The organism is Geodermatophilus sp. URMC 65 (assembly GCF_053502545.1).
In genome coordinates this window covers 1,926,763-1,942,331 of sequence record NZ_CP199954.1, presented here as the reverse complement: position 1 = coordinate 1,942,331, position 15,569 = coordinate 1,926,763, and the positions used below count along the sequence as shown (strand labels likewise).

The window sequence follows — 15,569 nt, the reverse complement described above, 5'->3', positions numbered from 1 at the left end:
CGGGCCCTCGGGTCGTGCGGGTGTCGGGGAGCTCCCGACGCCGGTTCAGCGCGTCCGCGTCATCACGGCGACCGTCTTGGCGCCGGAATCGGAGGTGACGTTGAACCGGTTGTTGGTCGGCAGGGTGGGGCCGTTGCGGAGGTCGACCGTCCAGGTGCCGTCAGCCGCGACCGGGACGTTGAGCTGGATGGTCGTACCGGAGCCCGTGACGTCGCCGAGCCGGAGGTGCACCCGGTTCGCCGTCGTGTCCTGCGCGGTGCCCGAGATCCGGTACTCGCGCCGGTCAGCTCGGTACTGCGCCCGGGTGACCGTGACGACGTCGGTCGGCGTGACCGTGTTGTCGACGGTCGCCGGCACCGTCGACGTGGTGGCCTCGCCGCCGCTCCTGGCGACGACGGTGAGCGCGTACTCCACGCCGTTCCGGAGCCCGCTCACGGTGCCGGCGGTGCCGGTCGCCGCGAGGGTGACCGCGGCCTGACCATCGGCCGGGGTCGCGACCAGGTCGTAGCCGGACACCGGGCTGGCCGGGTTGCCGGCCGCCGCCGCCGTCCACTCCGCGGTGATGCTCTCGTGACCGGGGATGACCCGGGTCAGGTTGAACGCCGCGGGGGCCACCGCCCTCAGGGTCGAGACCGTGGCCGTGGCGGCCGGGCCCTCACCGTTGGCGTTCGCGGCGGTCACCGACACCGTGTATGTCGCCCCGGAGGTCAGACCCGTGAGCGTGGCCGTGGTGCCCGGGGCCGCGACCGTGACCGGGGCGGGCACCGCGGCGGCCGCGTCGGCCGAGGTCGCGGTCACCGTGTAGCCGGTCGCACCGGCGGTGGCGGTCCAGCTCACGTCGGCGCTGTCGAGCGATGCGCTCGTGGCGGTCAGTCCGGCAGGGGCCACCGGGGTCGCCGTCGGGTCCGTGCCCGGGTCGGTCCCGCCGTCCGGCGGCGTGGTGCCCCCGGAGCCGGAGCCGACGACCACCGTGCCGAGCGACTGCGCCGCCGACCAGCGGCCGTTGTAGGCCTCGATCCTGATCTCGTAGGTGGCACCGGCCTCCAGGCCGTCGAGGGAGACGCTGGTCCCGCCGGTCCGCTCGGCGACCTCCTGCTCGGCGTGGGCGCCACCGATCGCGGCGACCCGGTAGCCGCTGACCGGCGAGCCGTCGGCGGGCTGTGCCGGGGTCTCCCAGGCGACCTGCACCGAGGTCGAGCCCGTGGCGGACGACAGCTGGGCCGTCGTCGGCGCCGTCGGCGCCTGACCGTCGGGGCTCGGCGGGCACCCGCCCATCCCCGGGCCGGGGATCTCCTCGAACTCGTTCTGGGTCAGGCCGAGCGCCGGCTCCTCGCCCGCCATCCAGGCCGCGAAGACGTGGTCACCCTCGAGCACGCGGTCGTAGTCGGCCTTGGTGAAGAGGGTGTAGGTGCCCTCGATGGTGCCGGTCGCCGGGTCGGCCGTGGCGGTGGCATCCCACAGGCCGGGCTCGCCGTTGGGGTGTTCGGCGTCCGGGACCAGGCTGATGCCCATCGCCCGGTTGTCGGACAGGCCCGGGTCCTCGCCGGGCGGGGTCTTGTCGTCGTCGTTCTCCGGGTTGACCGTCTCGATGTTGAACCGGGTCGGGTCGAACCACGGGTCCGCGGGGTCGTAGGTGCCCTTGATCGTGACCGTCCCGGTTCCGCGCACCCGGTTCTCCGGGTCGGTCGGGAGGTTCTGGGTCGCGGTGAAGCCGCTGCCGACGACCTCGGTGACCGTGGGGGAGGCCGTGATCGCGGAGTCCGTGAAGGCCTCCCCGCTGAAGGAGACCTTGACCTCGTCACCGGGCTTGATGGTGGGGGTCACCCCGATCCAGCACTCGCCCCCGGGGTGGTTGAACTCGAGGAAGCCGGTGGCGTCCAGCGTCCCCACGCCGATGCCGATCGTCTGGCCCCCGCGGAGCACCTCGACCGTGGCCTCCTGCCCGGCCTGGGCGACGTAGCCCTCGAGGGCGACCATGCTGCGCTTGTTGAAGATCTCGATGTTGCCGGGCCCCGTCGGTGGAGTGCCCGCCTGGGCCAGGCTCCCGAAGGTCACCAGCGCACCGGTGGCCGTGACGGCGGCCAGGCCGCCGGCGATCAGCCGCTGCTTGGGGGATCGGGACGCTCGCGACGCGGGGGGAACCGCAGCTCCGTGCCCACCCCCGCGACCGCCGTGCTGGGTCGGTCGTGTCCTGGTCATCGCCTACTCCGCAGTCGCGCCGCGCCCACACCACCGTGGGCCGGTCTCGTGGGGGTCACGGTCGTCGTGCAGCGACGCTCCCGGCAGCCGAGCGGAGGGGGAGCGGAGCCCCCCAATCCGGGGGCGCGGTGGGCCCGCGTCGGCGGCGGCCGGGGCGGGTAGGCGGCTGCCGTGGCGGTGGTCATCGGGACGTCGGGCTGGCAGTACCGCGACTGGCGCGGCCGCTTCTACCCGCCGAAGCTGCCACAGCGGCTGTGGCTGGAGCACCACGCGGAGCACTTCGCCACCGTCGAGAGCAACAACGCCTTCTACCGGCTGCCCGAGCGGACCACCTTCCAGGCCTGGCGGGAGCGGACGCCCGCCGACTACCGGTGGGCGGTCAAGGCCAGCCGGTTCCTCACCCACGTCAAGCGGTTGCGCGACCCCGAGGAGCCGGTCGCCCGGCTGGTGGACCGGATGGCCGGCCTCGGCGACCGGCTCGACGCCGTCCTCCTGCAGCTGCCGCCCACGCTGAAGGCCGACGCCGACCTGCTGCGCGAGTGCCTCGCGCAGTTCCCGGCCGGCGTGCGCGTCGCCGTCGAGCCGCGGCACGAGTCGTGGTGGACCGACGAGGTCCGCGCGCTGCTCGAGCGCTACGGCGCGGCGCTGTGCTGGGCCGACCGGGCCGAGCGGCCGGTCGCGCCGCTGTGGCGCACCGCCGACTGGGGGTACCTGCGCCTGCACACCGGGGCCGAGGGCTGGGCCTACCGCCCGGAGACGCTGCAGGCGTGGGCCGAGCGGCTGTCGGAGACCCACGGCGACTCCGACGTCCTCGTGTACTTCAACAACGACCCCGGGGGTGCGGCCGTCACCGACGCCGTGGTCTTCGCCGAGGCGGTGCGCCGCACGGGCCGGACGCCGACCCGCGTGCCCACCGCCGACCAGGCCTCCGGCCGGGCCTGGGACGCGGCGTAGCGGTTCGCACCCCGCGGAGTGGCTCAGCCGAGGACCTGCGGGTCCTCCCGGAACGCCACGCCGAGCTGGTCGGCGGCCCGGCCGAGCACCGACTGGACGGCGAGGGTGTCGGCCAGCGGCATCACGGCGCTCTCGGTCCGCCCGGCCCGCAGGCACTCGGTCACCTCGGCGAGCTCGTGGCTGTAGCCGGTGCCCGACGGCGGCAGCGTGATCTCCTCCGGATCGGCGCCGGCGCGGTGCAGCACGATGGTGCGCGGGTGGTGGAAGCGGGGCAGGACGTCGATCCAGCCGGCGGTGCCGAGCACCCGCGCCTGCCCGGGCGTCGGGTACCGCAGCGAGGCCGTCAGCGTGGCCGACCGGCCGTCGGCGTACCCCAGCAGCAGCGCGGCCTCGGCGTCGACGCCGGTGGGGAACAGCGAACCGGTCGCGGTGACCGTGTCCGGGTCGCCGAGCACCATCTGGGCGAAGGAGACGACGTAGACGCCGACGTCGAGCAGCGCGCCGCCGCCGAGCTCGTGGGCGAACAGCCGGTCGGCGGGGTCGTACTCGCGGGCGACGCCGAGGTCGGCCTGCACCGAGCGGACCTCGCCGATCGCGCCGTCGGCCACCAGCTCCCGCAGCCGGACGACGACCGGCTGGAACCGCGTCCACATCGCCTCCATGACGAAGACCCCGCGCTCCCGGGCCCGCTCGACCACCTCGCGCGCGCCCTCGGTCGTGGCCGTGAAGGTCTTCTCGACCAGCAGCGCCTTGCCCGCGTCGATCGCGGCGAGGGCGACCGCGTGGTGCTGGGGGTGCGGCGTGGCCACGTACAGCACGTCGACGTCCGGATCGGCCAGGACGTCGGCGTAGGAGCCGTGCGCCCGCTCGAGCCCGTGCCGCTCGGCGAACGCCGCCGCGCGCTGTGCCGACCGGGAGGCGACCGCGACCGGCCGGGCGCCCGGCACGTGCGCGAAGTCCGTCATCACGTTCTCGGCGATGCGGCCCGGCCCGACGACGCCCCAGCGGATCTCCTCGCTCACCCGCAGGACGGTAACGGTGCGGGCAGACTGTCGCCGTGGCGGTGCTGATCGACCCCCCGGTGTGGCCGTGGCGCGGACGGCGCTGGTCGCACCTGGTCAGCGACGTCTCCTACGACGAGCTGCACGCCTTCGTCGCCACGGAGCTCGGCATCCCGCGGCGGGCGTTCCAGGGCGACCACTACGACGTGCCCGACGAGCTCTACGACGTGGCGGTGGCCGCCGGTGCCGAGCCGGTCGGCGGGCGGGAGCTGCTCGCCCGGCTGATGGGGGCGGGGCTGCGGCTCAAGAAGAGGCGCGGCGCCGTAGCAGGCTGAGCTCGGCGGCGAGGTTGGCCCGCGCCCGCGGCGTCCACTCGGCGGCGACGGCCGGCAGCCGGTACAGCGCCGGCAGCGCCAGCAGGTGCTCGAGGACGGCGGTGCGGCCGGCGGTGAACTCGGCGTCGGAGAGGTGCCCGTACTCCTCGCGCACCGCGGAGGCGTAGGCGGCGTAGGCCTCGAGCGGTCCGGCGAGCACCGCGAGGTCGGCGTCGCAGAGCACGGCGCCGTTCGCGTCGTCCGGAGCCGGGTCGTGCCCGGCGGTCAGCAGCACCAGCCGGGCCACCTCCTCGACCCGCTCCGGCGGCACCAGCCCGCGCAGGCCGGCGCGCGCCCGCTCGGCGCTGACCTGCTCGTTGTCGCCGCGGCGGGGGTCGTAGACCGCGTCGTGGTACCAGGCGGCCAGCCGCACCGCGTCGGGGTCGGTCGCGGCGCCGGCCAGCTCGCCCACCAGCCCGAGGACGGCCGCCAGGTGCCGGAGGTCGTGGTAGCGGCGGTGCGGCTCGCCCCACGCGGCGACGACGGCCGCCCACTCGGTGCGGGAGGTGGGGGAGTCCCCGGCCAGCCGCGCCCACGCCTCGAACCCGACGAGCGTCATGCCACCCCGCAGGTGCGCAGGGTCAGCAGCGCGAACGCCCGTGCCGCGGTGACCAGCTCGTCGACCGGCACGCGCTCCAGCGGACCGTGCGCCAGGTGCAGGTCGCCGGGGCCGTGGTGCAGCGTCGGCACCCCGGCCGCGGCGTAGAGCCGCAGGTCGCTGCCGGCCGGGATGGCCCGCTCGGGTGGCACCCCGGCGCCGGTGTCGGCGACCGCGCGCTGGACGGCGGGCAGCAGCGGGTGCCCCTGCGGCAGCGAGCCGCTGGCGAAGGCACCACCGGTCCAGGTCAGGCGCACGGGGTGCCCGGCCAGCCAGGGGTCGGCGGCGCACAGCTCGGCCAGCCGGACCTCGAGGGCCGCCCGCGCCGCGGCGACGTCCTCGCCGAGCCGGACGCCGTAGCGGCCGTCGGCGACCAGCAGGTCGGGCACCGAGCTGGCCCAGTCGCCGGCCCGCACCCGCCCGATGTTGATGCCGTACGGGTAGGGGGCGTCGCCGAAGCGCGGGTCGGCGCCCTGCTGCCGCTCGGCCTCGAACGCGCGCAGCCCGGCGTGCACCTCGGCGAACTTCTCGACCGCGCTCACCCCGCGGTCGCGGTGGGCCGCGTGCGCGGCGTGCCCGGGGACCTCGAGCCGGAAGGTGAGCGCACCGGCGTTGGCGGTCACCACGGCGCCGGCGGTCGGCTCGGGGATGACGCACACCTCGCCGCGGTGCCCGCGCCGCAGGGTCGCCCAGGCGCCGAGCCCGCCGTCCTCCTCGCCGACGACGGCATGCACCGAAACCGGTCGGGCCAGCCGCACCCCCGCCGTCCGGACAGCGGCCAGCGCGGCGAGGGCGGCGACCACCCCGGCCTTCATGTCGCAGGAGCCGCGGCCGTGCACCGCGCCGTCGGCGACGCGCGGGTCGAACGGGTCGCCGGGCCACAGTGAGCGGTCCCCGGGCGGGACGACGTCGGTGTGGCCGGAGAAGACCAGCGCCGGTGTCCCGTCCTCGGCCGCCGGCGCGGTGCCGACCACGCCCCACGCCTCGCTGCGCTCGACCTCCTGGCCGGGCGCGTCCGGCGCGGTCGCCGCCGCGGCGAGGTCGATCGGCCAGCGGTCGACGGCACAGCCGAGCTCCTCCAGCCAGTCGCCAACCAGGTGCTGCACCTCGCACTCCGCCGGGGTGCCGCCGACCGAGGGGACGGCCACGAGCTCCCGCAGCCGGGAGACCGCCCAGGCCTCGTCGACGGCGGACAGCACGCGCGCCTCGGCGTCGGTCAGGTGGGCCACGGGCGGAGTCTGGCACGCGGTCCCGAGGGCCGAAGTCACTCGCCCCGGGCCGTGTGAGGGGGCGGCCCCGGGGGTAGCGTGGGGAGCGTCCGGGCCGGGTGCATCGTGCCCCCGGGTGCCAATTTGGTTACGCCTTCGCGGACTACCGCCCCGACCTCGGTCGGGGGCTGGAGCCGCGTTGTGCTTCTCGCCGCGAGGCGGCCGTCGCCCGGTCCGGACCCTCCTGCCGCTTCGGCGTGCCGTCCTGGCGTGTCGCCCTTACGGTCGATCCGAGTCCACATCTCGGGCGACGTGGGGAGTTCCCATGGCCGACACGGTCCACCAGGGTCCGGGCACGACGACGACCGACGAGCGGCACCGGCTACCGGTGAAGACGCTCGTGTCGGCGAGCATCGGCAACGCGGTCGAGTGGTTCGACTGGACGGTCTACGCCACGTTCGTCGTCTTCTTCGCCGGCCAGTTCTTCCCGGCGGAGAACCAGGCGCTCGCGCTGATCGGCGCGACGTCGACCTACGCGCTGGCCTTCTTCTTCCGGCCGCTGGGCGGCATCCTGCTGGGCCGGTTCGCCGACCTCCGCGGCCGCAAGGCGGGGATGCTGCTGACCATCCTGCTGATGGCCGGCGGCTCGATGGTCATCGCGATCCTGCCGACGTACGAGCAGGTCGGCTGGCTGGCCCCGATCCTGCTGCTGCTCGCTCGCATCGCCCAGGGCATGTCCCTGGGTGGTGAGGTGTCCAACGCCTCCGCGTACCTCGGCGAGATCGCTCCGCCCGCCCACCGCGGCCGCTACTCGTCGTTCTTCTACATCTCCACGGGCTCGGCGCTACTGGCGGCGTCCCTGCTCGGCGTGCTCCTGACCAGCACGCTCAGCCAGGACCAGCTGGAGTCCTACGGCTGGCGGATCGCGTTCTTCCTCGGCGGCGTGCTCGGCCTGGTCGGCATGTGGCTGCGCCGGTCGCTGGTCGAGACCGAGCAGTTCGAGGAGAACGCGGAGAAGGCCCGCGCGACGAAGCACCCGCTGCTGCAGACGATCACGCACCACCCCAGGGCCGTGGTGCAGCTGTGCGCCTTCACGCTGCTGTCGACGCTGTCGTACTACACCTTCTTCAGCGCGCTGACGCCGTTCGCGATCACCTTCCGCGACGCCGACAAGACCGACGTCTTCATCGCGCTGTCGATCGGCACCGCGCTGTTCGTCGCGCTGTGCTACCCGTTCGGGAAGCTCTCGGACCACATCGGGCGCAAGCCACAGCTGCTGATCTGGTCGGGCGCGATGGCCGTGCTGATCGTGCCGCTGTCGTACCTCGTCCGGGACGACCTGTTGTCGCTGATCGTCGTCTTCTGCACCGGCCTCGGGCTCTACGCGCTCATGGCGTCGATCGCCCCGGCGATCATGAGCGAGCTGTTCCCCACCGAGCTGCGGGCCATCGGGATCGGGTCCTGGTACAACCTCACCGTCGCCACCTTCGGCGGCACCGCACCGCTGGTGATCACCTGGCTGTCCGAGGCAGGGCACCCGCTGTGGTTCTTCTGGTACGTGGCGGTGGGAGCCGCGGTCGCTTTCGCCGTCATCCTCACCCTGCGGGAGACCAAGGGCACCGAGCTGCGCTGAGGCCCGGCTGAGGGGCCTCAGCCGGCCTGAGGGGCCGCAGGTCTGCCCGACCGACCGATGCCGGGGGCTCCCCCTCAGCACGACCGTCGTCGTCGTCGATCCCGACGACGACAGGAGACGGTCGTGCCCACCTACCCCAACCCCGGACTCGAGGCCGAGCTGGCCTACCGCCGAGAGCTGCTGCAGCAGATCGGCCGCGGCACCCGGACGCGGCGCAACGCCTGGACCACCCGCTGGTCCCGGCGGGCGCGCTGAGGGAGGACCCCCCTGCCCCCCGCCATGGAAGGACCCCGTCCTCCCCACCCCTCGCAGGCTCGGGGCGGTGCCCTGGACGGGGCCGGCGGCGGGCCCTGCAGGGGGGCCACCTCGCCCGGTACGCCGGTCCCGTCGCCGGGCTCTGCCACGATCGGCGTCGTGGCGCAGTGGGACGACGACCGACCGCTGGTGGGCCGGGACGCGGAGCTCGCCCGCCTGCTGGCCACGGTCGACCGCGCCCTGGAGGGCCGCGCCGGGGCGGTGCTGCTCGCCGGGGACGCCGGCGTCGGCAAGACCAGGCTGCTCGACGAGCTCGCCGCGCGCGCTGCCGAGCGGGGCCTGCGGGTGCTCACCGGGCACTGCGTCGACCTCGGCGACGTCGGGCTGCCCTACCTGCCGTTCGTCGACCTGCTGCGCCCGGTGGCGGCGGGTTCCGGGCAGCCCGGACTGCCGGAGCTGCTGTCGGGCCGGGGCGCCCCCGCAGTCTCCGAGCTGCCGGCGGGGGACGCCGCCGACCTCGGCCGCCCGCTGGTCCGCCGCCCCGTCGCGGACGGGGGGCGGCTGCAGCTGTTCGAGTCGGTCGCGGCGCTGCTGGGCGAGCTGGCCGCGGAGACGCCGCTGCTCGTCGTCCTCGAGGACCTGCACTGGGCCGACCGCTCCAGCCGCGACCTGCTGCGCTACCTGCTCGCCCGGCTGGGCGAGGAGCCGATCGCGCTCGTCGCCTCCTACCGCTCCGACGACCTGCACCGCCGCCACCCGCTGCGCCCGCTGCTCGCCGAGCTGGTGCGGCTGCCCGTGGTGGAGCGCCTGGAGCTCGCGCCGCTCCCGGACGCCGCCGTCGGCGAGCTGGTGCGCGGCCTGCCGCCGGCGTGCCCGACCGCACGGTCGAGGACGTCGTCGCCCGCGCCGAGGGCAACGCCTTCTACGCCGAGGAGCTGCTCGCCGCCGGGCTGGCCGGCGAGACGCTGCCGCTCGGGCTGACCGACGTGCTGCTGGCCCGGGTGGAGCAGCTCGGCGAGGCGGCCCAGCAGGTGCTGCGGGTGGCCGCCGTCGCCGGCCGGCAGGTGCGCCACGACCTGGTCGCCGCCGTCAGCGGGCTGCCCCCGGCCGACCTGGAGGCCGCCCTCGCCGAGGCGGTGCACCACCACCTGCTCGTGGTCTCCGACGGCGGCCGCTACCGCTTCCGGCACGCCCTGCTGCGCGAGGCCGTCCTGGCCGACCTGCTGCCCGGCGAGCGGGTCCGGCTGCACGCCACCACCGCCGCCCACCTCGCCGCCACGCCGGGGGCCGGCACCGCCGCGGAGCTGGCCCACCACGCCCGCGCCAGCAACGACCTCGCCGGCGCGCTGTCCGCGTCGCTGGAGGCGGCCGCCGAGGCGTGCCACGCGGGTGCGCCCGCCGAGCAGCTGCAGCACCTGGAGACGGCGCTGGCGCTGTGGCCGGCCGTGCCCGACGCCGCCGCCCGGGCCGGGCGCGACCAGCCGACCCTGCTGCTCGACAGCGCGGCCGCGGCCCGGACCGCGGGGGAGCCGCAGCGGGCGGTGGCGCTGATCCGCGCCGCGCTGGACCTGCTCGGCCCGGACGGCGACCCGGTCGAGCGGGCGCGGGTGCACTACCGGCTGGCCCAGGCGCTGGGCCGGATCGAGGACCAGGCGGCGGCCCACCGGGAGAGCAGCCGGGCCATGGCGCTGGCACCCGCCGACCCGCCGTCCCCGGTGCGCACCTGGGCGGCGGCCACCCACGCGCGCACCAGCTGGTCCCTGGGCCGCCGGGCGGAGGCCGAGGCCGCGGCCGACGAGGCGCTGGCCGCCGCCGACGCCCTCGGCCTGGACAGCGCGTGGGCCGACACCGCGGTCTCGCTGGCCCGCATGCGCGGCGGCAGCGACCTCACCGGCCGGCTGGAGGAGGCCCTCGTGCGGGCCCGGCGGTCGGGTGACACCGACGTCGAGCTGCGGGTGCTGTTCAACCTCGCCGTCGTCCCCTACGAGGCCGGGGACGTCGCCGCCACGCTGCGCTGGGTCGACGAGGCGCTGGACCGCGCGGCCGAGCTCGGCGTCGAGTGGTCGTTCTACGGCGCCGAGCTGCGCCACCTGGGCGTGTCGGCCCGCTACGTGTCCGGCGACTGGGACGGCAGCGTGGCGCTGGCCGACCGGCTGGGGCGCGTGCCGGAGATGGCCGCGCACGTGCGCGCCGCCGGGCTGCTGGTGCAGGTCGGCCGGGGGGACCCGTCGGCCGCCGAGCGGGTGGTCTGGGCCCGCGGGCTGACCGAGCGGCTGGACGCGCACGTCCTGCTGCTGCTGGCGACGGCCGGGGCGGAGATCGACCTGGCCGCCTGGGCCGGCGACGCGGGGACCGCCGTGCAGCGGGCGCGGGCAGCGGTGGAGCAGGTGCGGACGCACTGGGACGTCGACCGGCTCGCCGTGCTCCGGCTGGTCGCGACCGCGCTGGCCCCGGTCGGGGACGCCGCGGCGGCCGCCCGGCTGCAGGGCGACGAGGCAGCGGCGGGGCGCTGGGTCGAGGCGGGGGAGGAGCTGGTCGCCGAGGCCCGCGCGGCGGTCGAGGACCACCTGCGCGACATCGGGCCGTTCGGGGTGGAGGCGTTCGCCTGGCAGGCCCGGGTCGAGGCCGAGGCGGCCCGGCTCGCCGGCCGGGCGGAGCCGGCGCTGTGGCGGGCCGCGGTCGACGCCTTCGGCTACGGGCACGTCTACGAGCAGGCCCGGTCGCGGTGGCGGCTGGCCGAGGCGCTGCTGGCCGCCGACGACCGGGCCGCCGCGGCCGAGGAGCTGCGCGCCGCCGCGGAGGTCGCCGCCCGGCTCGGCGCGGCGCCGCTGCGCTCGGCGGTCACGGCCCTGGCCCGGCGCGGGCGGCTCGACCTGCCCGGGGTCGGGCGGGTGCCGGACCCGGCGGCGGTCCTCACCCCGCGGGAGGCCGAGGTGCTGCGGCTGCTGGCCCGGGGCCGCACCAACCGGCAGATCGGCGCGGAGCTGTTCATGAGCGAGAAGACCGCGAGCGTGCACGTCAGCCGGATCCTGGCCAAGCTCGGCGCGGGCGGGCGCACCGAGGCCGTGGCCCTCGCCGCCGCCCGCGGGTTGCTCACCCCTGCTGCGGGCTGACCCCCCCGGGCCTGCCCGGCCGGGGAGCTGTCCCGGGCGGCCGGCTCGGGCAGGGTGGCGGCGGCCCTCTGCGCCCGAGAGCGCAGTCGCGGTCGTCGACACGCGTCGGCACGCCGGATCCGGCGACCGCAACTGCTCACTCGACGGGAGCCGGCGATCCCGGCGATCCCGCTCACAACATCGTGCGGAGGCGTTCCCGGCGGGCGCGGAGCACGTCGACCGAGGCCGAGGCCGACGGCGGCCCGGGAACGGCCTTGCGCAGCTCGGTGTGCACCACCCCGTGCGGCCTGGAGGTCTTGGCCGCGACCCGGGCGACCAGCCGGTTGACCTCCCGGCGCAGCTCGGCGGCGTCGCGCCAGGAGCGGCCGGCGTCGTCCTCGTCGGGGTGGTCCTCGACGATCGGCAGCTCGCCGGTGTCGTCGTGGTGCGCTCGCTGGGCGATCCGCAGCCGCAGCTCGTCGTCCCGCCTGGCCAGCAGCGACGCCGTCTGTTCGGCGGTGAGCAGGCCGGGGATGCCGAGGAAGTCCTCCTCCTCGGCGGCCAGCGGCTCGGCGGCCGGGCGGCCCTCTCCGGTGTGCGCGGTGCCGCCGTGCAGGACGTGGGCGAAGCGGGCATCGGCCTCCAGCGCCTCGAACTGCTTCATGGTGACCGGCTCGCGCTCCTTGGCCGGCAGCGGGTCGAGGTCCAGCGCCTCCGGGTCCTGCGCCTTCGGCGGCGGCATGACGTGGTTGCGTTCCTGCTCCATGGAGGCGGCCAGGCCGAGCAGCGGCCGCACGGCGGGGAGGAACACCGTCGCCGACTCGTGCGCGGCCCGGGCGCGGACGACGCGGCCGACCGCCTGGGCGAAGAACAGCGGCGTCCGGTAGGAGGTCATCCACGCCAGGACGGCGGCCCGCGGGACGTCGACGCCCTCGGAGATCATCCGCACGCAGACGGCGATCCGGGCCGAGCCGGTGGCGAAGCGCTCGATCTTCTTCGACGCCTTGGGGTCGTCGGAGAGGATCAGCTCGGGCGCCTTGCCGGTGACCCGGCGGACGATCTTGGCGTAGGCGCGGGCGTCGTCCTGGTCGCTGGCGAGGATCAGCCCGGCGGCGTCGGGCATGCCGCCCTCCTCGCGCAGGTGGGTGATCCGGTCGTCCATGGCCGCGATGACGTGCGGCACCCACTGGCCCTTGGGGTCCAGCGCGGTGCGCCAGGCCTGCATCTCCACCGACCGGGTGCCGGCCTCGGACAGCGACGCGGCGACGACCTCGCCGGCGGAGTTCCGCCAGCGCGAGGTGCCGGTGTAGGCGGCGAAGACGACCGGGCGGACGACGCTGTCGGCCAGCGCCTCCTTGTAGCCGTAGGTGTAGTCGGCACGGCTGACCAGGCCCATGCCCCCCTCGCCGTCGTCGCCCTCGAAGCCGTCCTCCTCGTACCGCACGAAGGGGATGCGCTCGTCGGGCTTGGTGCGGAAGGGCGTCCCGGTCAGGCACAGCCGGCGCGCGGCGAAGCCGTAGGCCTCCTCGACCGCCTCGCCCCAGGAGAGGCCGTCACCGGCGTGGTGCACCTCGTCGAGGATGACCAGCGTCTTCACCGCGGTGGCGCGGGCGGCGTGCAGCATCGGCTTGCCCGCGACCTGCGCGTAGGTGGTCACGTAGCCCTGGGTGCCGGCGCGCACCGGGCCGACGGCGTTGGTCAGCCCCGGGTCCAGGACGATGCCCATCCGGTCGGCAGCGTCGGCCCACTGCAGGCGCAGGTGGTCGGTCGGGCAGACGACGATCACGCGGGCGACCTCGCGCCGCTGCAGCAGCCGCGCGGCCAGGGTGAGGGCGAAGGTCGTCTTGCCCGCGCCCGGGGTCGCGGTGACGAGGAAGTCCTTCGGGGACGCCTGCTCGTACTTCTCCAACGCGGCCTGCTGCCAGACCCGGAGCGGTCGGCTGGTCCTCTGCGGGGCGACCGCCTCCGCGCGTGCTGCACTCGCCATGTCGGGAGTCATCCTGCCTGGGCGACGAGCAACACGCCGAACCGGCCACCTCCCGCGCGCGCCGCCCGCGACGACGTATGGCGCCGGCCGTCGCGCCGCTGACCTGCGGCGATGCCCGCCCGAGCGGCCCGGTGTGGGCGTCGTCACAGCCCTGACGGACCGGTCGTCCGTTGCAGCAGTCCCGGCTGCCCACCGCGCCCCGGCCGTCCCACCCGGGCGTCGTCGGGCGTCCCGTCGGCAGCGGTCGTACGCTGGGTGCGGCTCCTCGACCAGGCGGCCCTCCCGGCCCGGATGACAGCGGCACACCACCCGCTCCTCGGCGCCGTCCCCCTCACCGCACAGTCGCTCCTGGAGCACCCGTGTCCGCCGTCGTCCTCTCCGGTCCTGCCCCCGCCCTCGCCGAGCGACTGGCCGGGGTGGCCAGCTCCCCGGTCCGCGAGCTGCTCGCCCTCCTCGACCGGCCGGAGGTGGTCTCCTTCGCCGGTGGCCTGCCCGCGCCCGAGCTGTTCGACCTCGACGGCGTCCGCGCCGCCTACGACGCCGTGCTCTGGGGGTCCTCCGCTCGCCGGGCCCTCCAGTACGCGCCCACCGAGGGCGACCGGGAGCTGCGTGCGCGGGTCGCCGCCCGGATGACCGCCCGGGGCCTGCTCACCACCGTCGACGACCTGCTGGTCACGTCCGGCTCGCAGCAGGCGCTGACCCTCGTCGCGACGGCGCTGCTCGACCCGGGCGCGGTCGTGCTGGTGGAGGACCCGACCTACCTCGCGGCGCTGCAGTGCTTCCAGCTCGCGGGCGCCCGGGTGGTGCCCGTGCCCACCGACGAGCAGGGCATCGACCCGGCCGCGCTCGCCGACGTCCTGGAGCAGGAGCGGCCGGCGCTGCTCTACCTGGTCCCCACCTTCGCCAACCCCACCGGCCGCACCATGCCGGCGGAGCGGCGGGCCGAGGTCGTCGAGCTCACCGCCCGGCACGGCGTCTGGGTCGTCGAGGACGACCCCTACGGCGAGCTCCGCTACCGGGGCGCCCCGGTGCTCCCGCTGGCCGCGCAGCCGGGTGCCGACGACCACGTGCTGCACGTGGGCAGCTTCTCCAAGATCGCGGCACCGGGGCTGCGGCTGGGCTGGCTGCGGGCGCCGTCCCGGCTGCTGCCGGCGCTGACCGTCGCCAAGCAGGCGGCGGACCTGCACACCTCCACGATCGACCAGGCCGCCGCGGCGGCCTGGTTCGCCGCGGCCGACGTGGAGGCGCACGTCATGACCCTGTGCTCGGCCTACGGCGCCCGCCGGGACGCCCTCGTCGAGGCCCTGCCGCACGCGCTGCCGCAGGGCAGCACCTGGACCGACCCCGACGGCGGGATGTTCCTGTGGGTCCGCCTGCCCGGGACCCCCGACACCGCCGACCTGCTGCACCGTGCGCTGGCGCACGACGTCGCCTTCGTGCCCGGCGCGGCCTTCTACGCCGGCACGCCGGACCGGGCCACGCTGCGGCTGTCGTTCACCACGAACACGCCGGAGCGGATCGCCGAGGGCGTGCGCCGGCTGGGGGCGGTGCTGGCGGGGGCCTGAGCCCCGACCCCGGCCGGGTCAGGAGGGTGCGACGACCGGGAGCCCGGCGTCGACGGCCGCCTGCGCCAGTCGCTCGTCGTAGACCACGAAGGCGTCCAGAGCCGACCCGAGGGTCAGCGCCGTCGCCAGGTGGAGGGCGTCCAGGCTGCGCAGGGACGGCGGTCCGAGGTCGGCGGCCACCTCGAGGACGCCCGGCCCCAGGGGGACGAGGTCCATCCCCGCGAGGAGTCTGCGAGCGGTCGGCACCGCGGCGGCCTGGGCCCGCGCCACGGCGCGCACGACCTCCACGCGGGTCAGGGAACTGGCCGACCAGGCGGCCTCGTCACGTGCTGCCAACCACGCGCGCAGGGGCGCGGTCTCGTGTTCGCGGACGACGAGCTTCGTGAGAGCGGAACTGTCGAAGGCGATCACAGTCGCTCGGCGCGCTGTTCGGCCAGGGCCTCGGAGACGCTCGGCGCTCCAGCCGCGGCTGCCACGGGCTCCGGGATGAAGCGTGGCCCGGTGGCCGGGATCAGCCGGCCCTCGGCGATCAGTCGCTCGCGTGCCGTCGCCGCGGGGGACGGTGGGGCCAGGACGGCCACCAGTTCACCGCGCTCGGTCACCTCGACCGTCTCGCCGGCCTTGACCAGAGCCAGGTACCGGCTCGCGTTCTGCCGCAGCTCGCGTACGCCGATGCGTGTCATGCGAGCACCGTAGCACTCCA

Annotated in this window: 14 protein-coding genes; 7 read left to right on the top strand and 7 right to left on the bottom strand. The window is 76.1% G+C overall.

The annotated features are described in order from the left end of the window. Nucleotides 1–45: 45 nt before the first annotated feature. Nucleotides 46–2,199 carry a fibronectin type III domain-containing protein gene (locus tag ACWIX7_RS09415; RefSeq protein WP_448621278.1) on the bottom strand — a complete coding sequence of 718 codons (2,154 nt, stop codon included), beginning with the start codon at nucleotides 2,197–2,199 and terminating at the stop codon, nucleotides 46–48. Nucleotides 2,200–2,370: 171 nt separating this feature from the next. Here ACWIX7_RS09415 and ACWIX7_RS09410 point away from each other — a divergent pair, with 171 nt between their 5' ends. After that, on the top strand, nucleotides 2,371–3,153 hold the full coding sequence (locus tag ACWIX7_RS09410) for a DUF72 domain-containing protein (RefSeq protein ID WP_448621277.1): 783 nt from the start codon (nucleotides 2,371–2,373) through the stop codon (nucleotides 3,151–3,153). A gap of 23 nt (nucleotides 3,154–3,176) precedes the next feature. Here ACWIX7_RS09410 and ACWIX7_RS09405 read toward each other — a convergent pair whose 3' ends face one another. Next, complete coding sequence (locus tag ACWIX7_RS09405) at nucleotides 3,177–4,175, bottom strand: Gfo/Idh/MocA family protein (RefSeq protein WP_448621276.1); 999 nt, start codon at nucleotides 4,173–4,175, stop codon at nucleotides 3,177–3,179. A 35-nt stretch (nucleotides 4,176–4,210) separates the two neighbouring features. Here ACWIX7_RS09405 and ACWIX7_RS09400 point away from each other — a divergent pair, with 35 nt between their 5' ends. Beyond that, complete coding sequence (locus ACWIX7_RS09400) at nucleotides 4,211–4,489, top strand: DUF4031 domain-containing protein (protein ID WP_448621275.1); 279 nt, start codon at nucleotides 4,211–4,213, stop codon at nucleotides 4,487–4,489. On the opposite strand, the gene ACWIX7_RS09395 is transcribed toward ACWIX7_RS09400, so the two are convergent. Both ACWIX7_RS09395 and ACWIX7_RS09390 read right to left on the bottom strand, forming a co-directional pair. Beyond that, on the bottom strand, nucleotides 4,458–5,087 hold the full coding sequence (locus tag ACWIX7_RS09395) for an HD domain-containing protein (protein ID WP_448621274.1): 630 nt from the start codon (nucleotides 5,085–5,087) through the stop codon (nucleotides 4,458–4,460). The two genes, ACWIX7_RS09400 and ACWIX7_RS09395, sit on opposite strands and share 32 nt — an antisense overlap. Beyond that, on the bottom strand, nucleotides 5,084–6,355 hold the full coding sequence (locus ACWIX7_RS09390; RefSeq protein ID WP_448621273.1) for an ArgE/DapE family deacylase: 1,272 nt from the start codon (nucleotides 6,353–6,355) through the stop codon (nucleotides 5,084–5,086). Before ACWIX7_RS09390 ends, ACWIX7_RS09395 begins: the two co-directional genes overlap by 4 nt. Nucleotides 6,356–6,659: 304 nt before the next feature. Here ACWIX7_RS09390 and ACWIX7_RS09385 point away from each other — a divergent pair, with 304 nt between their 5' ends. The 4 genes from ACWIX7_RS09385 to ACWIX7_RS09370 all read left to right on the top strand — a co-directional run bounded on the left by ACWIX7_RS09385 (nucleotide 6,660) and on the right by ACWIX7_RS09370 (nucleotide 11,335). Further along, a complete protein-coding gene (locus ACWIX7_RS09385) occupies nucleotides 6,660–7,967 on the top strand; it encodes an MFS transporter (RefSeq protein WP_448621272.1) in 1,308 nt (435 codons plus the stop codon). Nucleotides 7,968–8,090: 123 nt separating this feature from the next. Then, nucleotides 8,091–8,222, top strand: coding sequence for a hypothetical protein (locus ACWIX7_RS09380; protein WP_448621271.1), 132 nt, complete (start codon nucleotides 8,091–8,093; stop codon nucleotides 8,220–8,222). 159 nt (nucleotides 8,223–8,381) lie between these two features. After that, nucleotides 8,382–9,203: an ATP-binding protein gene (locus ACWIX7_RS09375; protein WP_448621270.1), complete on the top strand. Its 822-nt coding sequence runs from the start codon at nucleotides 8,382–8,384 to the stop codon at nucleotides 9,201–9,203. Further along, a complete protein-coding gene (locus tag ACWIX7_RS09370) occupies nucleotides 9,092–11,335 on the top strand; it encodes a LuxR C-terminal-related transcriptional regulator (RefSeq protein WP_448621269.1) in 2,244 nt (747 codons plus the stop codon). The genes ACWIX7_RS09375 and ACWIX7_RS09370 overlap by 112 nt, the downstream gene beginning before the upstream one ends. A 172-nt stretch (nucleotides 11,336–11,507) precedes the next feature. Here ACWIX7_RS09370 and ACWIX7_RS09365 read toward each other — a convergent pair whose 3' ends face one another. Beyond that, complete coding sequence (locus ACWIX7_RS09365; RefSeq protein WP_448621268.1) at nucleotides 11,508–13,301, bottom strand: DEAD/DEAH box helicase; 1,794 nt, start codon at nucleotides 13,299–13,301, stop codon at nucleotides 11,508–11,510. 359 nt (nucleotides 13,302–13,660) lie between these two features. Here ACWIX7_RS09365 and ACWIX7_RS09360 point away from each other — a divergent pair, with 359 nt between their 5' ends. After that, a complete protein-coding gene (locus ACWIX7_RS09360) occupies nucleotides 13,661–14,866 on the top strand; it encodes an aminotransferase-like domain-containing protein (protein WP_448621267.1) in 1,206 nt (401 codons plus the stop codon). Between the two features lie 18 nt (nucleotides 14,867–14,884). On the opposite strand, the gene ACWIX7_RS09355 is transcribed toward ACWIX7_RS09360, so the two are convergent. Both ACWIX7_RS09355 and ACWIX7_RS09350 read right to left on the bottom strand, forming a co-directional pair. After that, nucleotides 14,885–15,277: a type II toxin-antitoxin system VapC family toxin gene (locus tag ACWIX7_RS09355; protein WP_448621266.1), complete on the bottom strand. Its 393-nt coding sequence runs from the start codon at nucleotides 15,275–15,277 to the stop codon at nucleotides 14,885–14,887. Beyond that, nucleotides 15,274–15,549, bottom strand: a complete 276-nt coding sequence (locus ACWIX7_RS09350; protein ID WP_448621265.1) for a type II toxin-antitoxin system Phd/YefM family antitoxin — start codon at nucleotides 15,547–15,549, stop codon at nucleotides 15,274–15,276. Before ACWIX7_RS09350 ends, ACWIX7_RS09355 begins: the two co-directional genes overlap by 4 nt. Between the last annotated feature and the right edge of the window lie 20 nt (nucleotides 15,550–15,569).

Bases quoted from the DNA above. Each gene is read 5' to 3' on its own strand.
- ACWIX7_RS09415 (WP_448621278.1), bottom strand. From the start codon at position 2,199: ATGACCAGGACACGACCGACCCAGCACGGCGGTCGCGGGGGTGGGCAC.
- ACWIX7_RS09395 (WP_448621274.1), bottom strand. From the start codon at position 5,087: ATGACGCTCGTCGGGTTCGAGGCGTGGGCGCGGCTGGCCGGGGACTCC.
- ACWIX7_RS09385 (WP_448621272.1), top strand. From the start codon at position 6,660: ATGGCCGACACGGTCCACCAGGGTCCGGGCACGACGACGACCGACGAG.
- ACWIX7_RS09365 (WP_448621268.1), bottom strand. From the start codon at position 13,301: ATGGCGAGTGCAGCACGCGCGGAGGCGGTCGCCCCGCAGAGGACCAGC.
- ACWIX7_RS09350 (WP_448621265.1), bottom strand. From the start codon at position 15,549: ATGACACGCATCGGCGTACGCGAGCTGCGGCAGAACGCGAGCCGGTAC.